18 protein-coding genes are annotated in these 26,379 nt (G+C 50.6%); 9 read left to right on the top strand and 9 right to left on the bottom strand.

The window, feature by feature from the left end; translation table 11 throughout:
* Positions 1 to 5 precede the first annotated feature (5 nt).
* The 6 genes from H5336_RS14385 to H5336_RS14360 all read right to left on the bottom strand — a co-directional run bounded on the left by H5336_RS14385 (position 6) and on the right by H5336_RS14360 (position 8,960).
* Positions 6 to 4,193, bottom strand: a complete 4,188-nt coding sequence (locus H5336_RS14385; protein ID WP_221628059.1) for a YhdP family phospholipid transporter — start codon at positions 4,191 to 4,193, stop codon at positions 6 to 8.
* 44 nt (positions 4,194 to 4,237) lie between these two features.
* Complete coding sequence (gene rng, locus H5336_RS14380; RefSeq protein WP_185234963.1) at positions 4,238 to 5,719, bottom strand: ribonuclease G; 1,482 nt, start codon at positions 5,717 to 5,719, stop codon at positions 4,238 to 4,240.
* Positions 5,712 to 6,344, bottom strand: coding sequence for a Maf family protein (locus tag H5336_RS14375; RefSeq protein WP_185234962.1), 633 nt, complete (start codon positions 6,342 to 6,344; stop codon positions 5,712 to 5,714). The genes rng and H5336_RS14375 overlap by 8 nt, the downstream gene beginning before the upstream one ends.
* Before the next feature lie 111 nt (positions 6,345 to 6,455).
* Positions 6,456 to 6,944 (bottom strand): rod shape-determining protein MreD, encoded by a 489-nt coding sequence (gene mreD, locus H5336_RS14370; protein WP_185234961.1) that lies wholly within the window; start codon positions 6,942 to 6,944, stop codon positions 6,456 to 6,458.
* Positions 6,934 to 7,785: a rod shape-determining protein MreC gene (gene mreC / locus H5336_RS14365; protein WP_185235768.1), complete on the bottom strand. Its 852-nt coding sequence runs from the start codon at positions 7,783 to 7,785 to the stop codon at positions 6,934 to 6,936. Before mreC ends, mreD begins: the two co-directional genes overlap by 11 nt.
* Before the next feature lie 143 nt (positions 7,786 to 7,928).
* On the bottom strand, positions 7,929 to 8,960 hold the full coding sequence (locus tag H5336_RS14360; RefSeq protein WP_185234960.1) for a rod shape-determining protein: 1,032 nt from the start codon (positions 8,958 to 8,960) through the stop codon (positions 7,929 to 7,931).
* 240 nt (positions 8,961 to 9,200) lie between these two features.
* Here H5336_RS14360 and gatC point away from each other — a divergent pair, with 240 nt between their 5' ends.
* The 6 genes from gatC (at position 9,201) to H5336_RS14330 (ending at position 17,033) form a co-directional block, all read left to right on the top strand.
* Positions 9,201 to 9,482, top strand: a complete 282-nt coding sequence (gatC, locus tag H5336_RS14355; RefSeq protein WP_185234959.1) for an Asp-tRNA(Asn)/Glu-tRNA(Gln) amidotransferase subunit GatC — start codon at positions 9,201 to 9,203, stop codon at positions 9,480 to 9,482.
* Between the two features lie 70 nt (positions 9,483 to 9,552).
* Positions 9,553 to 11,007, top strand: a complete 1,455-nt coding sequence (gatA, locus tag H5336_RS14350) for an Asp-tRNA(Asn)/Glu-tRNA(Gln) amidotransferase subunit GatA (RefSeq protein ID WP_185234958.1) — start codon at positions 9,553 to 9,555, stop codon at positions 11,005 to 11,007.
* Positions 11,008 to 11,019: 12 nt separating this feature from the next.
* On the top strand, positions 11,020 to 12,465 hold the full coding sequence (gene gatB, locus H5336_RS14345; protein WP_185234957.1) for an Asp-tRNA(Asn)/Glu-tRNA(Gln) amidotransferase subunit GatB: 1,446 nt from the start codon (positions 11,020 to 11,022) through the stop codon (positions 12,463 to 12,465).
* A gap of 186 nt (positions 12,466 to 12,651) precedes the next feature.
* Positions 12,652 to 12,951 carry a PA4642 family protein gene (locus H5336_RS14340; RefSeq protein ID WP_185234956.1) on the top strand — a complete coding sequence of 100 codons (300 nt, stop codon included), beginning with the start codon at positions 12,652 to 12,654 and terminating at the stop codon, positions 12,949 to 12,951.
* A complete protein-coding gene (gene cysZ, locus H5336_RS14335) occupies positions 12,951 to 13,727 on the top strand; it encodes a sulfate transporter CysZ (RefSeq protein WP_185234955.1) in 777 nt (258 codons plus the stop codon). The genes H5336_RS14340 and cysZ overlap by 1 nt, the downstream gene beginning before the upstream one ends.
* Before the next feature lie 108 nt (positions 13,728 to 13,835).
* Positions 13,836 to 17,033 carry a glycoside hydrolase family 2 TIM barrel-domain containing protein gene (locus tag H5336_RS14330; protein ID WP_185234954.1) on the top strand — a complete coding sequence of 1,066 codons (3,198 nt, stop codon included), beginning with the start codon at positions 13,836 to 13,838 and terminating at the stop codon, positions 17,031 to 17,033.
* 94 nt (positions 17,034 to 17,127) lie between these two features.
* Here H5336_RS14330 and H5336_RS14325 read toward each other — a convergent pair whose 3' ends face one another.
* The 3 genes from H5336_RS14325 to rhlB form a co-directional block, all read right to left on the bottom strand.
* A complete protein-coding gene (locus H5336_RS14325) occupies positions 17,128 to 18,312 on the bottom strand; it encodes a family 8 glycosyl hydrolase (RefSeq protein WP_313557299.1) in 1,185 nt (394 codons plus the stop codon).
* 236 nt (positions 18,313 to 18,548) lie between these two features.
* Positions 18,549 to 19,808, bottom strand: coding sequence for a diguanylate cyclase (locus H5336_RS14320; protein WP_185234952.1), 1,260 nt, complete (start codon positions 19,806 to 19,808; stop codon positions 18,549 to 18,551).
* Between the two features lie 82 nt (positions 19,809 to 19,890).
* Entirely contained in the window at positions 19,891 to 21,153 is a 1,263-nt protein-coding gene (gene rhlB / locus H5336_RS14315; protein ID WP_185234951.1) for an ATP-dependent RNA helicase RhlB, read from the bottom strand.
* Between the two features lie 188 nt (positions 21,154 to 21,341).
* Between rhlB and H5336_RS14310 the strand changes: the two genes are divergently transcribed.
* The 3 genes from H5336_RS14310 to H5336_RS14300 all read left to right on the top strand — a co-directional run bounded on the left by H5336_RS14310 (position 21,342) and on the right by H5336_RS14300 (position 26,321).
* Positions 21,342 to 22,625, top strand: a complete 1,284-nt coding sequence (locus H5336_RS14310; protein ID WP_185234950.1) for a nucleotide sugar dehydrogenase — start codon at positions 21,342 to 21,344, stop codon at positions 22,623 to 22,625.
* Between the two features lie 64 nt (positions 22,626 to 22,689).
* On the top strand, positions 22,690 to 23,697 hold the full coding sequence (locus H5336_RS14305) for an NAD-dependent epimerase (RefSeq protein ID WP_185234949.1): 1,008 nt from the start codon (positions 22,690 to 22,692) through the stop codon (positions 23,695 to 23,697).
* Between the two features lie 167 nt (positions 23,698 to 23,864).
* Positions 23,865 to 26,321, top strand: a complete 2,457-nt coding sequence (locus H5336_RS14300) for a TonB-dependent receptor (protein WP_185234948.1) — start codon at positions 23,865 to 23,867, stop codon at positions 26,319 to 26,321.
* The last annotated feature ends 58 nt before the right edge of the window (positions 26,322 to 26,379 follow it).

Raw genomic sequence — 26,379 nt, 5'->3', positions numbered from 1 at the left:
ACCTTCTAGTCGGGAATGGGGGTGGGTTCTGGTGGCTCATGGTAGGGGTCTACGGTTTCTGTTTTGGCTGATTCTTTACGTAAAGACTCAACTTCTTTGGCTTTGGATTTTGCCGCGCTATCGTCAAATATTTTGCGAAATTTTATTTTTGGGTCGTCCCAGTTTCCAGTAACACGGTAGTTAATGCTGGAAGCTCTATCTAATTGCTCTTCAAACATGTGGCTAATCATAAAAACCCCAATGGCTGCAGGCAACCCGGCAATCAACGCAGCGGCCACGGTAATATCACCGGCAACCGGCAGGGTAGCCACTAGCTCTGCATCCACTTTTTCTTCGACCAAATCCAGCGTGCCTGCCATCTGTAATTTTGATGAGGTGGAATCCACCACGAGGGGCTCATGAATATAAACCCAACCATTCTCAAATAGAAATTCACCGTGAACCGATTCAAAGCCAAAACCGGATTTTGCCATGTCACTAAAATCCAACTGCAGCCGCCTAGCAATGGTATCGAAATTAAATAAGGCAATTAAACGCAGCAGGCCGTTGTCGGCCTCTTTTGCGCCGCGAATAAAACTGCCGTCTTCAATGTCGAACACCACTTTACCGCTAACGGCTTGCATGTTTATTTCATCTGGCGCACCAGGCCAGCTCATCCGTGCGGATACCGCTGTCTGTTCACTGTCTAGAATTTTCTCAAAGCCCCAGGCTTCGAGCAGGCTCCCTGTTCCCACAGCCATTAGCGTGCCGTTAAACGAACTAAAATTTCCTCGTTCTGTTTGTCGCCATATAAACTCGGCGTGGGGTTGCTCTACCACGCTTTTTGTAAACGCCAAGCGTTTATCTATTTTTCTATTCCGCCCGGCTGTCGACGTTTTCTTTGTATTTGTTCTTGTCTTACTCGCCGTGACCTCCTTAGGTGCAGGCGGCTGCACCGCTTCACCTATGCCCATACCGCGCACGTTAGCTTTTAAGTTTGTTAGTGCAATACCATCTTCAAGCGGTTTTAGGTCGAACGCCCAACGCCCATAGGGTTTGCCTGCAAGCGTCAGTTCTTTTACTGAAAACTGTATGGGGAAAGTAAAGCGACTTAAATCCATTTCTTTTAACGCCCACGCTTCCTGCTCTTCGCCTTCGCCTTCGCCTTCGCCAGACGCTTCCTCGCCAATACGAAAGTAATCCAGCTCTACGGCCAATTCTATTTTGTTTTCTTCACCGGTCACTAATAGGTTGCCCGCAGCGATCTCACTGTCGATATACAGCGCCCACTCGTTTTCAGTGCCAATACCAGACACTCGCACATCGTCCACTACCACATCACCAAAGTTGGTTTGCCCTATATCCAAATTTAGGCGTATGGGCAGGTCTGTTTCCTCTTGCCCAATCTGCTCTTCGGTTTGGCCCGCACGTAAATATTTAAAATATTGCTCACGCACGCCGTCCCACTCTTCGATATCAAACGTCTCTACTTGGCCTATAACATCGAAAAAACCGTGCTGCAAGGGCAATGGCTCCGCATCAATATTCAACTGGGCGGCACTTTCAATGGCGTCCCCAGTTTGTAGACGCAATACCACCGATTCGTCGTAGGAAAATCGGTAGTGCTGAAAACCTTCGTGCAGGCGTAAATTTACGTTAAAGGGCTTTTCCTCTGCGGTCGTTTTTACCATGGGTTCTGGCATTTGAAAGCTAACGCCCTTTAACTGGGAGGAAAGGTCTACCTCTAGGAAGTGGTCGACGGTATTGCGCGCGGGTATGGTGATACTGCCCTGCACAGCGGTAACACCCTCAACAAAGCCCAACTCTGGGCGATGCGTCCATTTGCGTACATCCGCGACGTTCACCGGGCCTGTAAAATGGATAACGGTGTTGCGCTTGCCTTCGCTTTTAGTGCCTTCTATATTCTGTACTAATGGGCTTTCGATGCGGGCCGACAAGGCTTTACCCCAAACAGAACCTTTCAGTTTAGGCGCACTTAGCCCCTTGTCTGAATCGAACTGCAGGCGACCCGACACTTTATCTATGGCCAAGTTGATATCGGCCATATTTACTCGCGCCTGATTGAAGTCGACCTGCACACTCTGACGGGTACCTTCGGCGCCGGGTTTTAATGGAATTTGCAACGCGATGGCCGCAGACACATTACCGCCAAAACTCCACGAATCGAATGTTGAACCGAACACACTGCGTACCGGGCTGTTTTGCAATAGCTCCATTGCAACGGCGGCGTTACTTTTTAAATCGCCACGAATCGACAGCGCCATGCCATCGTCATTGGGGTTTTCTATTAGGCGCACCTGGGCATCGGATACCTGGTTGCCCAATAAAGTGGCCTGTTTCACTTGTGCATCTAAGCGATTGTTAGCGAGCTCTAGGCGTCCATTTACATGTTTTAGCTCGGGCCAGTTTTTGTCAAAGGCCAAGTTGGCGTCGTGAATATCCGCCGAAAATTGAATGGAGGGTTTGATTTTAGGGTTTTTTTTGATCGACCCGTGAAATGTAAAGGCCATGTTTGTTGCCGTGCCTTCGCCAATACTTTCCCCCAACCACTTGTGAAGATTTTTAGGAATAGTCTGAGGCACAAATTTTCGGTGCACACTTAAAGGCGCTTTTTCAACGCCAATGGCTAAAGTCATGTGTGGCTCACGGCCATCGCGCACAGTGGGTAAGCGAAGGTGCATATAACCATTCGCCACTTCGTCACCGTTTGCAAACTGTAATCGATTAGAGTTCACATAGGCGGTTTTAGTTTTAGTATCGATTTGCCAGCCAACGCGGCCGCTAGCGGTTTCAAATTCAAGTGGCTGTGCATACACCTTCGGGAAAGCAATACTGAAACCCTCATGATTGTGAATATCAACGAAACCACCTAATGCGTTGGCTGAAACAAATCCATTCAGCTTTTTTACAACCGGGGAACCACGAAAACTGTGCACGTTCACGCGGTCTAACTGCGCCTTTAGGTCAAAGTATCCGGCGTCTTTTCCCGTTAGGCGAATATCAATATTATGTAACCGCCCCTCTGGCGCTAGGGCGTTTATAATACCTGCAGGCTTTTCACCCATAATGCCTATTTTTTTTGTGAGGTCATGCCAGGGTTTTAGGTCTAGCTCCTCTACGGCTATGGCCAGCGGTCGCTTAAGCCCACCACGCAATTCCACATCGAGCGGCGGTGATTGAAACTCGGGCCAATTAACCACCATTTGCTGTAATACAAAATTCCAACCATGGTTTGGGTGCCAACGCCCGGAGATATCGGCGGCCATGCCTTCAGGCAAAATCACATTTTCTGGTACATCCAGTGGCAAGCCATCGGAACGCAGCTGGCCACGCAGGGTCATTCCGCTGTAGGTGGTGCCACGAAACCAAAGCTCTAGGTCGAGCCGATGACCCTCTCCCCAAACCTGGTCGTCCTGCATTTCCCAGTGGCTGCCGGCAAATGCCGCGACCACCGTTTCCATGGGAAATTGCTTAAGTGCTAGGTAGCCAACAGAATCAAAATTATCGGGGTCTCGCGGGTCGCCGGTGGCTTCCACTACCATCTGGAAGTGCCGATCTAGCTCACCGGCTTCATTAACAACACCCACCGCCGCAACAGCTCGGTGGAAGTCTCGGTCGTTTTCGAGGGTAATACTGGGGATGTTTACGACAGACGCATGCCCCGTACGGTACTCAAGATTGAAGGTTACATCGTTGAGCTGAATACGGCGGCCAAAAAGGAAGATGTCGAGCGGGTCATCAATAGTGAACTTGGACTCACCAGTTTTTTTCATGGCCAGGTTTTTAATTTTCCACTGGCCACTTTCCGCTTGCTTGAAGGTTGTCTGGAAACGTTCAAACGCCAAATGATGCCAGCGTAATTCAAAATCCAGTAGGCTATCGATAAGCCCCAGCTCCGCTGTCACCGTCGCCATGTTGAAGATGGGTTCTTTCTGCAAGGTGGCAACGTAAACATCGGTAAGGATGATTTTTGGCTTAAGGCCAGACCAGTCTGCCACCAGCCCACCTACTTGAATATCAACACCCAGGCGCTTACCTAATATCTCGCTGATATCATTGCGATAATCATCGAGTAGCGGAAATGCCTCCCGCCCCAACTGCACCAGAACAGCAATAGCGATAATTAGGGTGAACAAAGTCCCCCACACCCGTCGGGCGAGTCGCCGTATCGTTCGTTGGCTGATTAATCTCATAGCCGCTACCAGAGCCCGTCAGTACGCATAGGGTGGCTCCGCCCCTATCCTAAAATGATATCGTATTGTTCCTGATTGTAGAGCGATTCCACCTGAAACTTAATGGGCCTACCAATGAAGGCTTCTAAATCTGCGACGCTGTCTGACTCTTCATCCAATAATCGGTCGATTACCGCCTGGGAAACCAACACTAAAAAACGTTCGTTGTCGTAGGTTCTGGACTCACGCAGAATTTCGCGGAATATTTCATAGCAAATGGTTTCCGCCGACTTTAGTGAACCTCGGCCGCTGCAAACCGGACAGGGCTCACACAATACCCGCCCCAAAGATTCCCGCGTTCGTTTGCGCGTCATTTCCACCAATCCAAGTTCGGAAACACCCGTAATGCTGGTTTTAGCGCGGTCTTTTTCCAGGTACTTTTCCAGCGTGCGCAACACCTGGCGCTGATGCTCGGCATCTTTCATGTCGATAAAATCGATGATGATAATACCGCCCAAATTGCGCAGTCGCAGCTGACGGGCAATCGACGACGCCGCTTCAAGATTGGTTTTGAATATTGTTTCTTCTAAATTACGGTGGCCCACAAAAGCACCGGTATTCACGTCGACGGTGCTCATGGCCTCGGTTTGCTCGATGATCAAGTATCCACCCGATTTGAGTACCACTTTATTATCGAGCGCGCGCTGTAATTCATCTTCTACACCGTATAGGTCGAATAGCGGGCGTTCTCCGGGGTAGTGCTCAATACGCCCGCCAATCTCCGGCGCATAGTGTTTGGCAAAGGATTCCATTTTGGAAAAGCTTTCGCGTGAGTCGATACGCACACGCTCAATATTGGAACGCATTAAATCGCGAATGGTACGCAAGTAAAGCGGTAAGTCTTCGTAAACAATAGAGGGGGCCTTGGCCGACTTAATACGGTCCGCTAGGTCGTGCCATAGCTTAAACACAAACGGGATGTCGGCGCGCAAGTCCTCTTCCGTTGCCCCTTCGGCCACGGTGCGTACAATAAAACCACCACCTTTATAGGTATCGGCATATTCGGCCGCCAGCTTTTCTACGATAGCCTTTAGCCGCTCGCGTTCTTCGGCATCCTCAATTCGGTTGGACACACCAATATGATTACTATTGGGCATATACACCAAATACCGCGCCGAAACCGACAGTTGGGTTGCCAGCCTTGCCCCCTTGGTGCTAATGGGGTCTTTTATAACTTGCACGAGCAAGTCCTGCCCATCGCGCAGGTGCTCGCGAATATCGGCCTCAGCATTGCCGCGCTCTTCTACCCCGTCTTCGTTCAGTGGCGCAATATCCGAAACATGGATAAAACCGGCACGAGCCTGACCAATATCGATAAACGCCGCCTGCATACCCGGCAGCACTCGCACGACCTTGCCCTGATAAATATTACCCACAAAGCCTTTGGTTCGCGCACGCTCTACAAAAACCTCCTGCAACACACCGTTTTCTACCAGAGCGGCGCGGGTTTCTGTTGGACCAAAATTAACCAGTATTTCCTCACTCACGAGAGCTCTCCTCTTCCTGATTTATTGCCGACACCTGCCACACGGGCACATCGAACTCTCCCAATAACTGTGAAGTCTCATATAGCGGCAAACCCATAACGCCGCTGTAACTTCCCTTAATAGATTCTACGAAAATAGCACCTAAGCCCTGAATACCATAACCTCCCGCCTTGTCGCTAGGCTCTCCGCTGTGCCAGTAACGGCGTGCCTCGGCCTCACAGATAGCGCGAAACCTCACCGTAGTAGTACTAAGTCTAGTCTGGCAACGGTCGCCCATACACAGGGCTACTGCCGTTAACACTAGGTGTTCACTGCCGCTCATCCTCAGTAACATATTAACCGCTTGCTGCTCATCACCCGGTTTTTCCAGTACTTCGCCCGCACACACCACAATAGTGTCAGAACCCAGCACCGGTACAGACTTATTCTTGACCTGTAGCCAGCCCGCCGCCGCCTTCGCTTTTGCTAGCCGCACCACATAATCCTGCGCGGCTTCTGCGGGTAAGCGTTGCTCGGGCACGCCTAGGCTAACACACCGGTATCGAACGCCAATCTGGTCCAGCAGTTCACGCCGGCGAGGCGACTGGGATGCAAGGTATAAATTGGGAGTTTGCTGCTGATCCACGATGAATACTGACTTATATAAGAGCGTTAAGGTGCTATGAGCACGGGGGCGAGAGTTTAAGTTACCTCAGCCAGTTGCGATAGTGGGGCATTCTACCTTAGCAGGGGCAGTTCAGCTTATGCGATAACGCAGCCGAACCCGGCGAAACAGCAAGATCATCAGCGGCCAGCACAAAGCGCTCATTACCGTAGGTAATATCAACAGCTTCGCGGGTGCGTGATAACCCGCCATGCCCTGTATCCAGTTAACGACCACCTGATGAGTACCCACCAGCACAAATATCCACAGTGATTGATGCCATACAGAATAATTACGAATGCGTTGGTACGACATCAAGCAAATATAGGCGAGCAACGTTAGGGCCATGGCGTGAGCCCCCCAAACCGTCATTTCTACAATGTCTTGAGCTAGACCAACCAAAAATGCGAACAGCATTCCAAGGTGCTGAGGCGACTGCATAACCCAGTAGGCCACCAACATACACACCAGCTCTGGCCGCAGGTAGGCTACCTCCTCTGACACGGGAAACACGGCAATGATCAGCCCCAACAGAATACTAACCACCAACACCACCAGCGGGCGTTGCCGTTCATTGACCATTTTCAGGCTCCGCTGCCGTCACTTCGGCGGGAGGCTGGTCGAACACCAGCAAAACATGGCGACTGCGATTCATTTCCGCCATCGGTCGAGCAACCACGTAGGCGAAGGGCTTCCCTGGGTTTACCCGTACCTCCGTTACTTCAGCCACAGGGTAACCAATAGGAAAACGCTGACCTAAGCCCGAACTGACGAGCATATCGCCAACTTTAACATCAACTGTACTTGCCACATGGCGCACCGCCAGCTGATAAAGGCTGCCTATGCCTTCGGCCACAAGGCGCACGCCATTGCGGTTTATCTGCACGGGTAAGGCGTGAGTTGTATCGGTTATTAACAACACTTGGCTGCTGTAGCTACCGACATGCACCACCTGCCCCATTAATCCATGGGCATCAACCATGGCCTGCCCCACGTAAACACCGTCGGCACTGCCCTTGTTTAGAATCACTTTATGAATACTCGGGTCTGGCGCAACACCAATCAGCTCGGCAATAATCACCCTATCTTCCAGCAGCTCCGCTGAATTCAGTAATTGGCGTAAACGAACATTTTCGGCCACCAGCGATGCCATTTTCTGCAACTTACGTTTGTGCACCAACAGCTCGGTACGCAACGCCTCATTTTCCTGAAGCAACTTAGCCCGTGGCATCATTCCGTTATCGGCCCAATCACCGGCGCGGGCCGGTATATCCGATACCCAGTAGAACGGCGCAGAAAAGTCCGCCGCTTTGCTTTTGAGGGAATCGAACCAGTCGGTATAAAGGTAGGTAGTAGCGATGGCGAGGGACGCCAGTGTCAGTACAAATACCCGTACTGACAGCGAAGGACCTTGTCGAAACAGCGGTTTAATGAGCGACTCCCGGTTGTTTTAGTGACGAAAAAACCAGCAAGGCAAAGCCCCTGCGCCCAACTTACAAGCCGACTGCTGGGCTTTTTCGAGAGGAACACAGGGTTCGGCAGCGAAAAAACCCAACAGCCGACATATTAATACACCAAGTCAATTGTATGCTGGTCCATCAACTCCATAGCACGACCACCACCCCGAGCCACGCAGGTTAACGGGTCTTCCGCAACGACCACTGGCAAGCCCGTTTCTTCGGTGAGCAGCCGGTCCAAATCGCGCAGCAGCGCACCACCACCGGTTAACACCAAACCGCTTTCAGCAATATCGGAAGCCAGCTCAGGAGGCGCGAGTTCCAGCGCACTCTTAATGGATTGGACTATACCCGAAAGTGGCTCCTGCAGGGCTTCCAGCACTTCATCGCTATTCAGCGTAAAGCTCTTGGGTACACCTTCGGCCAAGTTGCGACCACGCACATCAATTTCGAGTACTTCACTGCCCGCATAGGCACAACCAATTTCTTTTTTGATGCGTTCAGCGGTTGCGTCACCAATGACACTGCCGTACTTGCGACGCACATAGTTCACAATAGCCTCATCAAAACGGTCGCCACCAATACGCACAGAATCGGAAAGCACCACACCGTTAAGCGAGATAATGGCAATTTCGGTAGTGCCACCACCGATATCCACCACCATGGAACCGGTGGCTTCATCAACGTTCAGGCCAGCGCCAATCGCCGCCGCCATAGGCTCCTCGATCAAGCGTACCTCACGCGCACCGGCGCCTAAGGCCGATTCACGTATTGCGCGCTTCTCTACTTCAGTAGACAAACAAGGCACGCACACCAGCACCCGAGGGCTGGGTTGAAACCAGCTGTTCTCGTGAACTTTCTTTATAAAGTGCTGCAACATTTTTTCGGTTACCTGAAAATCGGCGATTACACCATCTTTCAGAGGCCGAATGGCGGTGATATTACCCGGCGTACGCCCCAGCATACGCTTGGCGGCCATACCAACCGCTTCCACGGACTTTTGGCCATTCTGGTTTCGTATTGCGACCACAGAGGGTTCGTCTAAGACAATGCCGCGTTCACGGACATAAATAAGAGTGTTGGCTGTACCTAAATCAATAGATAAATCGTTGGAAAAAATACCGCGTAAACGCTTGAACATATATGTTTAAACCTTACCTTGTCGACCTAGCGAATTCACTCAAAATGTAAATTCTGTTTTCCTAAGAGCCCGTTAACAAATCACATCTCTGCCTTCAGACTGCAGAACCGCGCCCAAGCTCAATATTTGAAGGCACTCTATCAACGCCGGGGATTTTGGGCAAGGCGCAAATATGGTAACGTAGCGCGTTTATTGTAATCCTCTCAAAAGAGATGCCCTCAATGCTTTTAGGAGCCCGGCGTGAACCCCTCGGAAATCGAAAAGCTGGCCAATTTGGCTCGGCTAAAAATCAGTGACGAAACCATAGAAGAAACCGCAAAAAGTATTACCGAAGTACTGGCTCTGGTAGACCAGTTACAAGCGGCGGATACCCAAGGCGCAACACCTATGGCACACCCTCTCGACGCCATTCAGCGTTTGCGCGCCGATAATATAACCGAACCCAATCAGCGCGAAAAGTTTCAACAAATTGCACCCGCAACGGAAGATGGCTTGTACTTGGTGCCTAAGGTCATCGAGTGATACTCAGGCAACCCGTGACCATAACAAGAACAAACTCTTCAGCCCATTTCAGATATTTCAGGACCACGCAATGCACAACCTGACTATTGCAGAGATTAGTCGCAAACTACAGGCAAAGGAATTTTCCAGCGAAGAAATCACTCGCTACTTACTCCAGCGCATAGGCGACCTAGACGGCGACTACAACAGTTTCATCACCGTTACCGAAGAACAAGCTATCAAACAAGCGCAAGCCGCCGATAGCCGAATCGCCGGTGGCGACACAGCACCCATGTGCGGCGTACCCTTTGCCCATAAAGATATTTTTTGTACCGCCGACGTTAAAACCAGCTGCGGCTCTAAAATGCTCGACAACTTTGTGCCGCCCTATAATGCAACCGTAGTACAAAACTACCTAGATGCTGGCGCGGTAATGCTGGGCAAAACCAATATGGATGAGTTCGCCATGGGCTCCTCCAACGAAACCAGCTACTACGGGCCGGTAAAAAACCCCTGGGCGACCAATTGCGTGCCCGGTGGGTCATCCGGTGGCTCCGCAGCCGCTGTTGCAGCCCGCATGGCGCCTGGCGCGACCGCAACAGACACCGGCGGCTCCATTCGCCAACCCGCTGCACTGTGTGGCATTACCGGCATTAAGCCCACCTACGGAAGGGTATCCCGCTGGGGCATGATTGCCTTCGCCTCCAGCCTCGATCAGGGTGGCGTAATGGCCCGCAGCGCTGAAGATGCCGCCATGATGCTGAATGTTATGGCCAGCTTCGACAGCAAAGATTCCACCTGCGTCGATGAACCCCTAAGCGACTACACCGCCTCTCTGGCAGACCCCATTGCCGGCATAACCATTGGCGTACCCGAGGAATATTTTGGCGAGGGCCTCGACCCGGATACTCAAACGCAGGTAGAGGCCGCAATCAAAGAATATGAAAAGGCGGGTGCGACCATTAAATCCATCTCGCTGCCTCACTCCAGCCTCGCGGTTCCCGCTTACTATGTCATTGCCCCGGCTGAATGTTCGGCCAATTTGTCCCGTTTTGACGGTGTACGCTACGGTTATCGCTGCGAAAACCCGAAAGACCTAGAAGATCTTTACAAGCGCTCCCGCGGCGAAGCCTTTGGCGATGAAGTGAAGCGTCGTATCCTCGTAGGCACCTACTGCCTGTCGGCCGGATACTACGACGCTTACTACGGCAAAGCACAGCAAGTACGCCGGTTGATCAAACAAGACTTTGTTGATGCCTTTAAAGACGTGGATGTCATTATTGGGCCGACCTCGCCCTCACCCGCGTTTGAATTCGGCTCCAAAGGTGATGACCCGGTAGCCATGTACCTAGAAGACATCTACACCATCGCCACCAACCTCGCCGGTTTGCCCGGTATGTCTATCCCCTGTGGCCTGGTTAATGGCAAGCCCATTGGTTTACAGCTAATTGGCAACTATTTTGCCGAAGGCAAGCTGCTCAATCTCGCCCATCAATTCCAGCAAGCAACGGATTTCCACACCGCTGCTCCGGCTTCCATTGCGTAAGGAGTAAAGATTATGGAATGGGAAACAGTTATCGGGCTGGAAGTTCATGTACAACTGGCCACCAACACCAAGATTTTCTCGGGTTCCAGCATCGCTTTTGGTGCCGAACCTAACACCCAAGCCTGCGCTATCGACTTGGCTATGCCCGGCACACTGCCGGTCGCCAATGAGCAAGCCTTCCGCTTTGCCACCATGTTTGGCTTGGCGGTGAATGCTGAAATAGGCAAGCGCTCAGTTTTTGAGCGTAAAAATTACTTTTACCCGGATCTACCCAAGGGCTACCAAACGACCCAGCTGGAAGAACCCATTGTTGGCCCCGGCCACATGGACATTCAGCTTGCCGACGGCAGTGAAAAGCGGGTGCGTATTCATCACGCCCATCTGGAAGAAGACGCAGGCAAATCTCTACACGAAGACTACCACGGCATGAGCGGCATCGACCTGAACCGCGCAGGCACACCGCTGATTGAAGTGGTTACCGAACCCGATATGCGCACCTCCGAGGAGGCTGTAGCCTTAGCCCGCAAGCTACACTCGCTGGTAATTTCACTGGGCATATGTGACGGCGAAATGAGCCAAGGCTCCATGCGTTTCGACGTAAACATTTCTGTTCGCCCCAAGGGCCAAAAAGAGCTGGGCACGCGCACCGAAACCAAAAACCTCAACTCCTTCCGCTTTATGGAACGCTGTATTCATCAGGAAGTGGAGCGGCAAATCGAGGTATTGGAAGACGGTGGCAGCATTACCCAGGAAACCCGCCTCTACGATGGCGATACCCATACCGCTCGGGCTATGCGCTCCAAGGAAGAAGCTAACGACTACCGCTACTTCCCCTGCCCTGACCTTCTGCCCGTTATTATCGATGACGACTACATTGAAGCTATTCGCCTGCAGTTACCCGAACTGCCCGACACTCGCCAGAAGCGTTTTGAGGACAGCTACAGCCTGTCTCATTACGACGCAGGCACACTAAGTGCCAACGCCGATACGGCCGCCTTTTTTGAGCAGGCGGCGGCCAAATGTGACGATGCCAAACTGGCGGCCAACTGGGTGATGGGCGAAGTTTCAGCGCGCCTGAATGCCGATGAAACCAGCATCAAAGACTGCACCGTTACCGGTGAACAACTGGGCGGCCTGATAGTGCGCATTAAAGACCAGACTATTTCCAACAAAATCGCCAAGCAGGTTTTTGAAGCCATGTGGAAAGGCGAGGGTGATGCCGACACGATTATTGAAAGCAAGGGACTGAAACAGGTTTCAGATTCCGGCGCGCTGGAAAAAATGGTGGACGAGGTTATGGACAATAGTCCACAACAGGTAGAAAACTACCGCAAAGCGGATGACAGCAAACGACCGAAGATGATGGGCTTTTTTGTTGGGCAGGTAATGAAGGCATCTAAAGGCCAAGCCAACCCTCAGCAATTAAACGCCATCTTAAAACAAAAACTGGAAGGCTAACGGCTCGCCAAATTGAGCAGACTGTTTACCCAACAAGGTGGGCTTTTGAACACGCGCATAACACCCTCCCTTGAGGGCTGCCTCGCATCTTCTGGGCGCGAGGCATTCAAAAGCTTACCCTTTACACCAAACACTAAAGTGCTGACCGGTTTGAACAGCACGCCGAAAATATATACAGGTAAAAGCATGTCACTAAAAAAAGACAAACAAAAAGTACTGGGCGAAGTATTTGATGACGACCGCGTACGCAGTTTTCTGGATGTAGAAGACAATGGCGAAGCGGACACCAACTACATTGCGTTGGAACGCGCTTATCGCGGCATGAAAGCCATAAACTTCAAAACGTTTTTGACGTTCTTTGTGGCGGAGGGGCGAGACATTAACGCCAAAAACCCACAGGGTAAAACATTACTTCAAGTGGCTAGTGATCACCGCTTGAGCAACGACTACATCAAAGCGCTGGAGGCGGCGGGAGCCAAATTTTAATGTTGGATGCTCTGCCTAAAAACAGCTTTTTCTCCGGGGCCCAATACTTCATTCAGGGCGTTAAACTATTGTGGCACCCCCAGTTGCGGCCCTACATTCTGGTGCCGCTGGTGGTTAACATCTTCTTATTTGTTGCCCTCACCAGTATTCTTATCTCCTACCTAGGCATGTTTACTGGCGGTATTTCGTTTGATGTCGCCGACTGGCTAAAACCCGTTGTCGATTTTTTTCTAGCGCTATTGGGGTTTGTTCTGATAGTGCTCGTCCTCATAATTTACGGCTACAGCTTTAACATTATTACCAATATTATCGCCGCCCCCTTTTACGGGCTACTAGCCGAAAAGGCCGAACACCTGCTGAGTGGCAAACGCCCCGCGCCCGAGTCGTTATCTAGCATGATTCCAAGGGTGTTCAAACGCGAAATCAAAAAACTACTGTACTTTATTTTTCGCGGGATGCTGGTGATATTGATTATGTTGCTGGTAGGCTTTGCTATTCCTGGCGTTGGAGGCCTTTTGGCCCCCTTAATCGGGCTTGCTTGGAGCGCTTGGTGTATGACTATTCAGTATGCCGACTACCCCGCCGACAATCATCGCTGCTCGTTCACCCGCGTACGGAACAAGCTCTGGAATTCTCTGTACAGTAGCTTTGGGTTTGGCGGCATGATTACCGCTTGCAGTGTAATACCTATCGTCAACATTGTTGCAATGCCTGCAGCCGTAACAGGCGGCACGTTATTCTGGCTCAACGAACTTTGCCAAGAGCCTTGCGAATAGAAAAACGGCGTTTTACACAACTCCACCCGTGTAGGCATACATGAATGTATTAAACATATCGCTTAAGACATTCATGTACAGCCACCCCATCATAAGAGAGCAATTCTTATGCCGTTACTCCCACGCACCGTCTCACGTGCATCAGCCCTTCTCAATACGCTGAACTGTCCTCAACGCGTATTTCTTCAATTGGCTAATGTCATTCTGCTGTGTTCTTGCACACACCTTGCCGTGGCTGCAGACAATGAATGGGAAAACCCAGAACAGGTTGAGCGTAATAAGCTAGCACCCCACACCTATTTCATTCCTTATGACAAAGTCCGAAACGCGCGACAGTATAAGCGAGAAAAGTCCCCCTATTTTCAATCGCTAAACGGTCAATGGAAATTCAACCTGGTACAAAAGCCAGCGCTTAGGCCCGGTGATTTTTACTCCCCTAGCTTTGATGATAAGAGCTGGGGGGAAATACCCGTTCCGTCGAACTGGGAGATAGAAGGCCACGACACCCCTATTTACAGCAACATCCAATACCCCTTCCCTGCACAACCACCTCTAGTCGATAACAAATACAACCCGGTTGGTAGTTATCGTCAGCACTTTACCGTTCCAGAGAACTGGAATAACCGCCAGGTACTGCTCCATTTTGGCTCGATTTCGGGCTACGCCCGCGTTTTTATAAACGGTAATGAAGTGGGCATGAGTAAAGTGGCAAAGTCGCCTGCCGAATTCGATATCACTGAGCACCTGATTCCAGGCAAAAACTTACTCGCGGTTCAAGTAACCCGCTGGCACGATGGCAGCTACTTAGAAGATCAGGATTTTTGGCGACTGAGCGGCATTGAACAGGATGTTTTTCTGTACAGCCTTCCTAAACTGGCCGTATGGGATTACTTCTTACGCGCAGGATTAAACGACACTTACCAATCCGGCACGCTTACAGCCGATTTCTCACTAAAAGACTTTGACCAAACCGGGCTCGCTGGCCGACTAGAGTTAAGCCTGTTCCCGCGCGGGAAAAACACACGGCTTTGGCACAGCGGCAAAAACATTCCTGCGGGAACGTCCCAGCTCAGCTTCAACGCCGAGCTTGCCAACATTCAACCCTGGAGTGCAGAAAACCCGCGACTATATGACGCCGTATTTACGCTAAAAGACGCCAGTGGCAAAATTACCATGCAGGTTAACCAAGCCATCGGGTTTAGAACCGTTGAACTGAAAAATGCGCAGCTGCTGGTCAATGGCCGTGCCATCGTTTTACGCGGTGTTAATTTACACCTTCATCACGACGAACTTGGCCATGTACCCTCTAGGCAAACCATGTTGCGTGATATCGAACTGATGAAGCAGCACAATATTAATGCCGTGCGAACCAGCCATTACCCACACCCCCCCGAGTTTTATCGTCTGGCCGACGAATATGGGCTGTACCTCGTCAATGAAGCCAATATTGAAACCCACGGCATGGGCGCCACCAAGCAAGGTCCGTTTGATAAAACAGTGCACCCCGCCTACTTGCCACAATGGCATACCGCACACATAGACCGAATTAAACGCCTAGTGGAGCGTGATAAAAACCACGCCTCCGTGATCATCTGGTCACTCGGTAACGAAGCTGGAAATGGGCAGACTTTTTTTAGCGCCTACGACTGGATAAAAACCAGAGACACTTCCCGCCTGGTGCAATTCGAACAAGCTGATGAGGAACGAAATACCGACATTGTTGCGCCTATGTACCCAGGCCTAGATTATTTGCAGCAGTACGCCGAAAGTACAGACAAAACGCGGCCACTGATCATGTGTGAATACGCCCACTCCATGGGTAACAGCACCGGCAACCTCTATAAATTTTGGGATATTATTAATAGCAGCCCGCACATGCAAGGCGGGTTTATTTGGGACTGGGTAGACCAGGGCCTAAAAACGCAAGACAAAAATGGCAACACCTTCTGGGCCTACGGCGGTGACCTCGGTTCTTCGCACCTGCACCACGACGAAAACTTTAACGCCAACGGTCTTGTCGCCTCCAATCGAAAACCCCACCCGGCATTACACGAAGTTAAGCACGTATACCAACCCCTTCACTTTTCCAACTTCGATTTCGACACCGGAACGATAAACATTGAGAACCGCTTCAGCTTCACCAATTTAGATCAGTATACATTTCGCTGGGCACTGCTACACAATGGTAAAACAGTCAAAAAAGGCACGCTTAACGTTGACATTGCGGCGGGTCACAACAACAAAACACCACTATTTGACCCTAAAAAAATAGCGTCAACTATAACCACAAAAACTGGCGGCGAATGGCTGCTGAATGTGTATGCGCTTGTGCAAAACGGCTCCCCAATGCTTGCCCGCGGCCACGAAATAGCCCGTGAACAATTCCACATTCAACCCTGGAAGCCATCCCCGACCGCTTCAAAAGGCACGCTGAATGTTACCGACGAAAAGGGCGTGCTGCATTTTTCTTCGGGGAAAACCTCTGGGCAGTTTGACACCCGCACAGGCCGCTTTCTTTCATACAGCTCGAAGAACATAACGCTAGGCAGTTTTCCTGAACCTTACTTTTGGCGAGCGCCCACCGACAATGATTTTGGCAATGGCATGCCTGAGCATCTAAGGTTTTGGCGAGATGCCCACCAAAGCATGGTGTTGTCTAAAGTAGAGGTTGGGAAGCTGGATTCAAATGGCTTACAAATATCCGTAACCAGCTCTTGGCCAAACCTGCCAGCCGAGTACCGTACCAATTATCACATTCACCCAGACGCCTCCATTCAAGTACAAGCCACCTTGAAACTTAACGATGCAGATCTCCCCGAGCGGCCACGCATGGGGATGCGACTCACGGTTCCCAAAGCATTCGATACCCTGCATTACTACGGTCGAGGCCCCTTCGAAAACTATTCAGACAGAAAAATGGCCGCATTTTTGGGGCGCTATACATTTAAGGTAAGCGAGCAATATATGCCTTATATTCGCCCACAGGAATTTGGCTATCGCACGGAAACGCGCTGGTTAACACTGGCAAAGCCTAATGGTAAAGGCTTAACCATTACCGGGTTACAACCCATAAGCTTCAGTGCCTTAACGCTTAAAACAGAAGACCTCGACCCCGGAGACAAAAAAGCACAGCGCCACCCCCATGAACTACAGTATCGCGACAGCATTACCCTGCATATCGACCTTGCACAACGCGGTGTTGGCGGTGATACCAGCTGGGGAGCTTTGCCACACACGGAATTTCGGCTAGAAAAACCGGTTTATACCTATGGCTTCGAAATTTCACCCACCAACGGCCGAAATTAAGCGGCCAGAAAATGGTTTTTGTAAACAGCGGGTGCATCTTTCTTAGAGCACTCTCTGTTACCCACAAGGCAGGAATAAAACCGCACCGGCCGTATTACTTTGAGCCCGGCAACCAAGCTTTAAACTCACCGCTACAATGTAAAAAGGCCATTAAATACAACATACCATCGTAGTAGCGGTAATGGCCGGTTGGCGGCTGACGCGCCCAAAGCGCGCGGGTAAAATCGTGTTTGCGCGGATGGTCGGCGGCAAGGCCTGCGGTGGCATTCATTGCAACAAGGGCCGCTGTTTGACCGCCTCCCAGTTTTTCTCCCTCCAGCGTGTATAGGCTTTCATAGGTTGTCATGCCTTCAGCCGCAAAAAATGCCTGCAGGCGATTACTAAGCCCAACCTGCCGTGTATCCTTCCCCCACCACGCCCAGTCCATCGACCAGTTCATCGCCGTCCGCCAAGCATCGTAGCGAAAATCTACAGAGTCTTTACGCCAGGGTGCCGCCCAAGGTGAGCCATCGAAATTCCCATAGTCGGGCGTTAATGATGTTTTCGGGTGGGCAGTTTGAACAAAATAATCGCGACTGACCTGCGCCGCTTTGCGCCAAAAGTCACGATCTTGCTCTGGCCCCACCCTCGCCCAAACGTCATAGAAAGCGGGCAAATGGTAGGAGGCGTCAGTGTAGCTAGCGTTTACGGCGTCTGGAGTAAAACGCACCATTTTATGGCTTTTATCGAAAAGATTACCCGCGGTCATCTCACCCCGGTTAGTGGTGCCTGTTACTATTTCCCGGTGTAAGGCATCACTTAGTATGCGATCAGCCCAACGGGAATATTGATATATTCCCTCACCATTACCCCAGCGCTCGGCGGCAAAGTACAGTGCCGTTATAAAATATTCCTCTCCATCTGGCGCCGGCATATCGTCAATATTTTCACCGGTACTTTTTACCGACCAAGCAAAATACCCGTTGGCCGGATGGGCGGTATTGTGATGATACATATGCGTGAGCGACCAATTCCATATTGCGTCGAACTCCGCCTTTTTATCCATCTGCACCGCAATCATCATGCCGTAGGACATACCCTCCGAACGCACATCATTACTGTTTATATCGAAAATGTAAGCCAATGGGCCGCTGCTATTGTGGCCCGCCGGAAAGTAAACTGCCTGATTTTCTGGCTCGCCATAAAATAATTGCTGAAAGTTCTGCTCTAAGCGTTTGGCTACCTGATCAGCCGAATAACCCGCCTCCACAAACAAATTTTGGTAAGCGCCGGTATCCACGCTATTGCTGCTGGCAGAGCTCGCTTTCGGCGATGAATGGTCAGTACTGCAAGAAAAAAGAACAAAGAACAAAGGAAGAAGTAAAAGTAAGCGCATAGTGATCATTATTTAAACAGGAAGATTTAACAATTTAGAGGTCGTAGATTGGCCCGAGAGCACAACAGCTTGGCATCCACACATTTATTGTATAATTCTACTGGGAAAAGGGGGGTGGCAGGGTCAACTAAAGAGCTCCCTTAAAGGTCAGAGTCATCATCGCCAAATACCAGGTCACCGCCCGCGTCCTTGGCCCTATGTAAGCACAATCCCGCCGAATACAGCATATCGTCGATGCTTTCACCCAACAAGCTGGTAACGCCGGCACTAAAACTGATGCTGGTTTCATCTTGACCCACAATCTGTCTATCGGCGGCTATAAGCTCACGTACTCGATCAACAAACTCCACCGCCTTTTCATTGGGTAAACCCGGCAGCAACGCAAAAAATTCGGCGCCGCCCGCCCGAGCCAGTAGGAAGCGATCAAACGTTTTTCTTAAGCCCTCAGCCACCCGTTGCATAACAAAATTACCAATTTCATGGCCATATTTGTCATTAATCTGCTTAAAGCGATCAAGGTCAATAACCACCACCGATAAAGGGCCACCCTTTTGTACTGCCCTATCACGAAAATTAGCGCCCTGTTCGAAGAAGTATTTTCGGTTATAACACCCCGTAAGTTCGTCGCGATTCGCAGTATCCCGCACCTGCTCGATTAACTCCACAAACTCTACGTTGTGGGAAATACGGCAGAAAAACTCCTCGTGGTTAAAGGGTTTACGTAAAAAATCATTAGCGCCGTTTTTAATGAAGCGTGCAGAGAGCGCACTTTCGCTATCCGAAGACAAACCAATAATAATTAGGTCGGTTTTTTCATATTTTGCACGTATTGTTTTTACCAGTTCACAACCGTCCATGCGCGGCATGTTGTAATCGGTAATCAATACTTTGATATCGGGGTGGGCAAGTAGTGCTTTAATGGCGTCTACGCCATCAGAGGCCTCAACAACCTGATAGAGATGAAGGCGCAGTAAATTGACAATAAAATTTCGCTGCGTACTGGAGTCATCAACGATTAAAACCTTAATCGTCTGATTTTTAATGAGCCGGTGGAGTACACCCAAAGCATACTGGTAAGAAAACCGGCCCTCTTTGGTCACATAATCGACTATGCCCTTGGCAAGTAGCACTTCGCGACGCTCCGCATCGAAACTACCGGTAAGTACCACGGTAGGCAGTTTTAACGCCAAAGTGTAATCAACAACTTCACCGTTGGGGGCATCGGGAAGGGTAAGATCGACCAGCGCAGCAAAGAAAGCGTAGTCACCGCTTTCCACCAAGGCTTTTGCCTCATGCAGGCTACTGGCATAAACAGGGTGTATAAGGCTGCTACGCGCCAAAACGTGGCGCAACACCTTCATCACAATTGCACTGTCTTCAACTACAAGAATGCTTTTCATAGAAGCTCTTTTCGCAGTGTTTCCATGAAGAGCATAGCGGTAAACAGATCAGCGCGCCATAATTGAACAGAATTGTCAGGCCCTAGCCAAGCAGGTGCTCCGGGGGTTGCTCACAGACAAGCTTACGCCCCAGTAACTCTTCAATAGCGGGCAAGCGAAAGGCATCGTTTTCACAGGCAAAGCTGATGGACTTGCCGCTATTACCTGCACGCCCGGTGCGCCCAATGCGGTGAACATAATCTTCAGGCTCTTCCGGTAGCATGTAATTCACCACGTGGCTAACACCGTCGATATGAATACCTCGGCCGGCCACGTCGGTTGCGATTAGCGCTTGCAGCCTACCGGCTTTGAAATCTTCTAGGGTTTTCAAGCGTTTCCCCTGGGGTATCTCACCCGATAACAAGCCAACCCTAAACCCCTTGTTGCGCAGTTTTTCGTGTAACCGGCGACACTCATCGCGACGGTTAGCAAATACCATAAGGTTTTTTACATCCGGCTGATGGATGAGGTTAACTAACAACGGCAGCTTTTCGTCACTGGAGACAAGATAGACAAGCTGCTCCACGGTGTCGGTTGCTACTGATTCTGGCTCGATTTCTACGGTTACCGGCTCGTGCATCCACTGCTCAGACAAGCGTAAAACATCGTTCGAGAAGGTGGCCGAAAACAGCATCGTTTGCCGATGCGTCTTTTGCGGCGTCATACGCACAATGCGTTTAACCTGAGGAATGAAGCCCATATCCAGCATGCGATCGGCCTCGTCAATAACCAACACTTCGGCTTGATCAAGATATACCTCCCGCCGTTCACACATGTCCAACAAGCGCCCCGGTGTCGCCACGAGAATGTCGACATGCTGAGAATGCAAGGCATTGAGCTGTTTATTAAAGTCCATGCCGCCCACCAAGGTATGGACTTTAAGATCGGTATATTTACCAATGGCTTTGGCGTCTTTGGCAATTTGCATGACGAGTTCACGAGTGGGCGCGATTATCAGTGCCCGCGCCTCCCCAGCGAAACGCTCCTCTGGTGGTGGCTGACGCAACAGGTCTTCGAATGCAGCAACAAGAAAGGCTGCGGTTTTGCCGGTTCCGGTTTGCGCTTTACCCAGCACATCGTGCCCGCTCAAACTATAAGGTAAAGATTTTGCCTGAATCGGCGAGCAGTAACTAAAGCCCATGTCTTTCAGCGCTTTGGCCACCGGCTCGGTGAGTTCCAGCGCTTCGAAAGGTAGTTTTTCTTCGGTATTATCTATGGGTTTACTCCCGGTGATGTCGCGCTCTTCCTGTATAGCAGAAGACTTTGGGTCAAGGGTTTGAGGGTTGCTATTCGGTGCGTCTGTCATTGGGCAGGAATTATCCAGTTTTTCGAAGGGAGGTAGGCTTTGTACACAGTCGAGCCAGCATCTGCAAGTTATTTGGTTTATGCCGTTGGACTGCCCACTTGCGACTGTTATTATGCGCCACAGATTTAAGTGCCGATAAAAGGCCCCTATCAGTCAAATAATTACAACTCAGGTAAGAGAACCCCTCCATGCATGATCGTAAAATTTCTGTCATCGGCTTGGGCTACGTAGGCCTCCCCGTTGCCGTTGCTTTCGGCAAACAACAACAAACCATTGGTTTTGATATTAACGTCGAGCGCATAGCGGAGTTAAAAAACGGCGAAGACCGTACGCTGGAAGTGGAGCCAGAAGATCTGGGCAACGCCGATATTTACTTTACCGCCACCCCCAGCGACCTTGCCAAAGCCGACTTTCATATCATTGCGGTGCCCACACCCATTAACGACTCTCGCCAGCCCGACCTGAGCCCACTGATCGGCGCCTCCAAAACCGTTGGCCCACACCTGAAAAAAGGCGACATCGTCGTCTACGAGTCCACGGTGTACCCCGGTGCCACCGAGGAAGATTGCGTGCCCATTCTTGAAGGCCTCTCAGGCTTAACCTGCGGCCAAGACTTCTTTGTTGGCTACTCGCCCGAACGCATTAACCCCGGCGATAAAGAACATACCTTTACCAATATCACCAAAATCGTGTCTGGGCAGACACCTGAGGTTCTGGATATTGTCGCGGCAGTCTATTCCAGTGTCGTCACCGCCGGTGTATTCAAAGCGTCGTCCATTAAGGTGGCCGAGGCCGCAAAGGTGATAGAGAACACCCAGCGCGACCTTAATATTGCACTAATGAATGAATTGGCGCTGATTTTTAACCGCCTAGATATCGACACTCTAGACGTACTCGAAGCCGCCGGTACCAAGTGGAATTTCCTCCCCTTTCGCCCCGGCCTCGTCGGCGGCCACTGTATTGGTGTTGACCCCTACTACCTCACCCATAAAGCCGAAAAAATGGGTTACCACCCCGATGTGATACTTGCCGGCCGTATGATTAACGATGGCATGGGCGAATTTATTGCCTCACAGGCCATTAAGCACCTAATTAAAGCCGGTAAAGTAGTCAAGGGCGCACGCGTTGCCATTATGGGGCTGACATTCAAAGAAGATTGCCCCGACCTGCGCAACTCCAAAGTTATTGATGTGATTAAAGCCTTTCAGGACTACGGCGTTGAGCTGCTAGTACACGACCCTATGGCCGACGGTACAGAAGCGCATCACGAATACGGTGTAACCCTGGTAAACGATGACGCCATAACTAATATTGATGCTTTGCTGTTTACCGTTGCCCACAGCCAGTATAAAAGCCTTTCACTCGACACCATACGCTCCTACCTGAATGAGGATGCTGGTGTATTTGATGTGAAATGCATGCTGGACCGAGAAGCATTCGCGGATGCGGGTATTCCTTTGTGGCGGCTTTAATAGCGCCCCGTTTACACGGCAACAAACAAAACTCATCACTCAAACAAGCGTCTGAAAAAACCCTATGAAAATTTTAGTTACCGGTGCTGCCGGCTTTATTGGTCAGGCACTAAGCGAGGCCTTTTTAAAACGCGGCGATCATGTTGTTGGTATAGACAACATGAACGACTACTACGCCGTTACACTGAAAGAATCGCGCCTTGAACGGCTAAAGAAGTACGACCAATTTGAATTTCACAAACTGGACCTAGCGGATCGCGCAGGCATGGAAGCGCTGTTTCAAAACAATCAGTTCGATCGCGTTGTTAACCTCGCCGCTCAAGCCGGTGTGCGCTATTCCATCGAAAATCCGCACGCTTATATCGATTCTAACATCGTGGGCTTTCTGAATATTCTTGAAGGCTGTCGCCACAGTAAAGTACCGCATTTAGTGTACGCTTCGTCGAGCTCTGTATTCGGTGCCAATAAAGAGCAACCTTTTTCTGAAACCCATAATGTAGACCACCCCGTTTCACTTTATGCCGCCAGTAAAAAATCTAACGAATTAATGGCGCATGCCTACAGCAGCCTCTACAAGCTACCCACCACAGGCCTGCGATTCTTTACGGTGTACGGTCCCTGGGGTCGCCCAGATATGGCGCCCATACTGTTTACCAAGGGCATTGTTGAAGGCCAACCGATTAACATCTTCAATAATGGTGATATGGAGCGCGACTTCACTTATATCGACGATATTGTTGAGGGTGTAATACGCGTTACCGATAAAATTCCAGCCGCCAGTGAGCAATGGGATGGCCACCAGCCAGACCCATCCTCCAGCTACTGCCCATACAAGGTATACAACATTGGCAACAACACACCCGTGCGGTTAATGGACTTTGTACAGGCCATCGAAAACGCATTGGGCAAAACGGCCGAGAAAAACATGATGCCCATGCAGCCTGGCGATGTACCCTCGACATGCGCTGATGTCAGCTCACTTGAGCGCGATGTTGGCTTCAAACCTGCTACCAGCATTGAAGACGGCATCAATAAATTTGTCGCTTGGTATCGCGATTACTACAAGGTATAAACCTTCCGCGGGGCAATGTCGCCCCGCACTTTGCCCCCTTTTGTCAACCGACCAGAGCCAAATTGTCAGGATTGCACATTAAGTGCATTTATGGGGTACATTTTAGGTATCGGTTTACCCTATACTCCAAAGATTACTCAAAACGATAATAATATTTCGGAGGCAACATGCGCCACTCACCTCGCCGAAACAAAGGTTTCACTCGTCAACCACTAGCCGTTGCTCTCGGCCTCATTGCAACGTCCATCGCCTTCTCTACTTCTGCGCAGGATTCACCGCGCCTTGAGGAGCTGATCGTAACCTCGCAGAAACGCACTGAAAGCTTGCAAGAAGTGCCCCTATCGGTCGCCACCATCAGTGGCGAGAAACTGGAGTCTGCCGGCATTGAAAACCTAGGCGATCTCACGGTGCACCTGCCCAACCTTCATTTTACTGAAACTGGTTTCAGTACTCAGGTGCGAGTGCGCGGTATCGGCTCCGATAACAGCCAGGGCTTTGAGCAGTCGGTCGGCATGTATATCGACGGCATATACTACGGCCGCGCGCAGCTGTTCCGTGCTCCGCTTATGGATATGCAGCGGGCCGAATTACTTCGAGGCCCACAAAGTACGCTCTTTGGAAAAAACAGCATCGCCGGCGCGCTTAACCTAACTACGGCAGCGCCTACCGACGAACTGGAAGGTAAAGTGTCCATTTCTCAGGAAACCGAGTTCAATACCACCGAAATTAACGGTGTGATTTCTGGGCCGCTGACAGAAACCCTGCAAGCCCGGCTGGCCGTGCGCCAGCTAACCGACGACGGCTATTCCTACAACTCATATCTAAACGTTGATCACCCTCAACGCGAGGAAACAGGCGCCCGCCTCAGCTTAACCTGGCAGGCAACCGACAACCTCGATTTATACCTGAAAGCCGAGCAAAGTAAATTCGATACCATTGGTCGCGCAATAGAAATCACCCACGATGTTGCGCTCAACGAGGGTGCCCCAACCTACAACCAGTTCTTGAACATTCTCAACCAACCCGGCTTCGAAGCCGAGCTAAACAATGTGCGCCAAACCGACCAAGAAGAGTTCAGTCAAAACGAAATCAACAATTTAACCTTTAAGGCCGATTACGCACTGGGGGACAACACGCTCACCGCCATTACCGGCTGGCTTGAATTCAATTATGACGAGCTGTGTGACTGTGATTTTGTCGCCGCTGAAATTCTTAACCTCGACTTAGCCGAAGATTACCAACAATTCAGCCAAGAATTTCGCCTCGCCTCACCACAGGGCGAGACCTTCGAATGGCTGGCGGGCGCCTTTTATCAAAGTTACGAGCAGACCTTCAGCGATCAAATTAATATTTCTGAAACCAACCTGCTGACAAACTTTTACCCGGTGATGGCCGGTACAGGCCTACGCCGAGACTTCGACCAAACATCCAGCTCCTGGGCTGCATTCGGCCGCGTGACTTGGAATGCCTCCGACGCTTGGCACATAACGCTGGGAGCGCGCTATACCGAAGAAACCAAAGACGCCAGCAAGATTTTGGACCTGCTCACTCTCGAAACCGGCCAGCCGCTGGTTGACCCACTGGTGGGTATTACCTATATGGGCGCCTTCCTGGCAGAGAATCAGCAGGGGACCATTTTCCCCGACAGCGGCGACCCCATACTGCACAGCGGCTATAACGTGGAAGGCAGCCGTAGTGAATCCGCCTTTACACCATTGCTAAACGTAGAATTCGATATTAATGGCGACATGATGGCCTACGCGGCTTTCACCACCGGATTCAAAGCGGGCGGTTTCGACCCGCGCTCAAATAATGTCGGCTCGTTTGATTACCGTGCGGTAGATTATGTCCGCGGAACAGATGATTTCCCGCCACCTGCGGAGACCGAAAGCAACCCATTGCTACATTATGAATTTGAAGAAGAAACAGCCACCGCCATGGAAATAGGCATGAAAAACACCCTATGGGATGGCCGGGCAGAATTAAATTTCTCTCTTTACCGCACACTCTATGACGACTTACAAATAAGTCAGTTCGATGGTGGTGTAGGGTTTAATGTGGGTAACGCCAAAGAAACTATTGTGCAGGGGCTGGAAGTCGATGGCCGTATACTGCTACTAGACGAACTGACAGTTCAATACGGTATGTCGTACCTCGATTTTGAATACAAAGACTTCAAAAACGGCAACTGTTATGCGGGCCAAGAGAAAGATGGTGTAGATCTAGACGGCAATGGCACTATTGATACCTGTGATTACACCGGTAAGCGCGGTGTTTATACGCCGAAACTCACACTCAACCTGTCACTGGATTACTACCGGCCGCTCACCAACCAACTGAACTGGGTGTCTATTCTAGATTGGCAGTATGTTGACGGCCAACAGGTTCATGTAAACCTAGACCCAATGGGTGAAATTGAAGGCTACAACATGCTTGGCCTGCGCTTGGGAATAGATGCCGCCAACTGGAGTGTGGCGGTACTGGGCAAAAACCTGTTGAATGAAACAATTGTCAGCTATACCGGTAATGCGCCGCTATCCGACTCTCAGTTTAACACCAACACGCATTACAGTTTTGTTAGGCGACCAAGGACAATTGCGCTGGAAGCCGCTTACCGTTTTTAATTAGAGCGCACCGGTAATAAGCACTTAAAGAAAAAGCCCAGACTGAATTCAGTCTGGG

The organism is Teredinibacter franksiae, from assembly GCF_014218805.1.
Taxonomy (GTDB): Bacteria; Pseudomonadota; Gammaproteobacteria; order Pseudomonadales; family Cellvibrionaceae; genus Teredinibacter; species Teredinibacter franksiae.
The sequence above is the reverse complement of the archived record's forward strand: the minus strand, read 5'-3'. Positions and strand labels throughout refer to the sequence as shown.

Bases quoted from the DNA above. Each gene is read 5' to 3' on its own strand.
- gatB (WP_185234957.1), top strand. From the start codon at position 11,020: ATGGAATGGGAAACAGTTATCGGGCTGGAAGTTCATGTACAACTGGCC.
- H5336_RS14310 (WP_185234950.1), top strand. From the start codon at position 21,342: ATGCATGATCGTAAAATTTCTGTCATCGGCTTGGGCTACGTAGGCCTC.
- H5336_RS14305 (WP_185234949.1), top strand. From the start codon at position 22,690: ATGAAAATTTTAGTTACCGGTGCTGCCGGCTTTATTGGTCAGGCACTA.
- gatA (WP_185234958.1), top strand. From the start codon at position 9,553: ATGCACAACCTGACTATTGCAGAGATTAGTCGCAAACTACAGGCAAAG.
- H5336_RS14360 (WP_185234960.1), bottom strand. From the start codon at position 8,960: ATGTTCAAGCGTTTACGCGGTATTTTTTCCAACGATTTATCTATTGAT.
- mreD (WP_185234961.1), bottom strand. From the start codon at position 6,944: ATGGTCAATGAACGGCAACGCCCGCTGGTGGTGTTGGTGGTTAGTATT.
- H5336_RS14330 (WP_185234954.1), top strand. From the start codon at position 13,836: ATGCCGTTACTCCCACGCACCGTCTCACGTGCATCAGCCCTTCTCAAT.
- H5336_RS14300 (WP_185234948.1), top strand. From the start codon at position 23,865: ATGCGCCACTCACCTCGCCGAAACAAAGGTTTCACTCGTCAACCACTA.
- cysZ (WP_185234955.1), top strand. From the start codon at position 12,951: ATGTTGGATGCTCTGCCTAAAAACAGCTTTTTCTCCGGGGCCCAATAC.
- rhlB (WP_185234951.1), bottom strand. From the start codon at position 21,153: ATGACAGACGCACCGAATAGCAACCCTCAAACCCTTGACCCAAAGTCT.
- H5336_RS14320 (WP_185234952.1), bottom strand. From the start codon at position 19,808: ATGAAAAGCATTCTTGTAGTTGAAGACAGTGCAATTGTGATGAAGGTG.
- H5336_RS14385 (WP_221628059.1), bottom strand. From the start codon at position 4,193: ATGAGATTAATCAGCCAACGAACGATACGGCGACTCGCCCGACGGGTG.
- H5336_RS14340 (WP_185234956.1), top strand. From the start codon at position 12,652: ATGTCACTAAAAAAAGACAAACAAAAAGTACTGGGCGAAGTATTTGAT.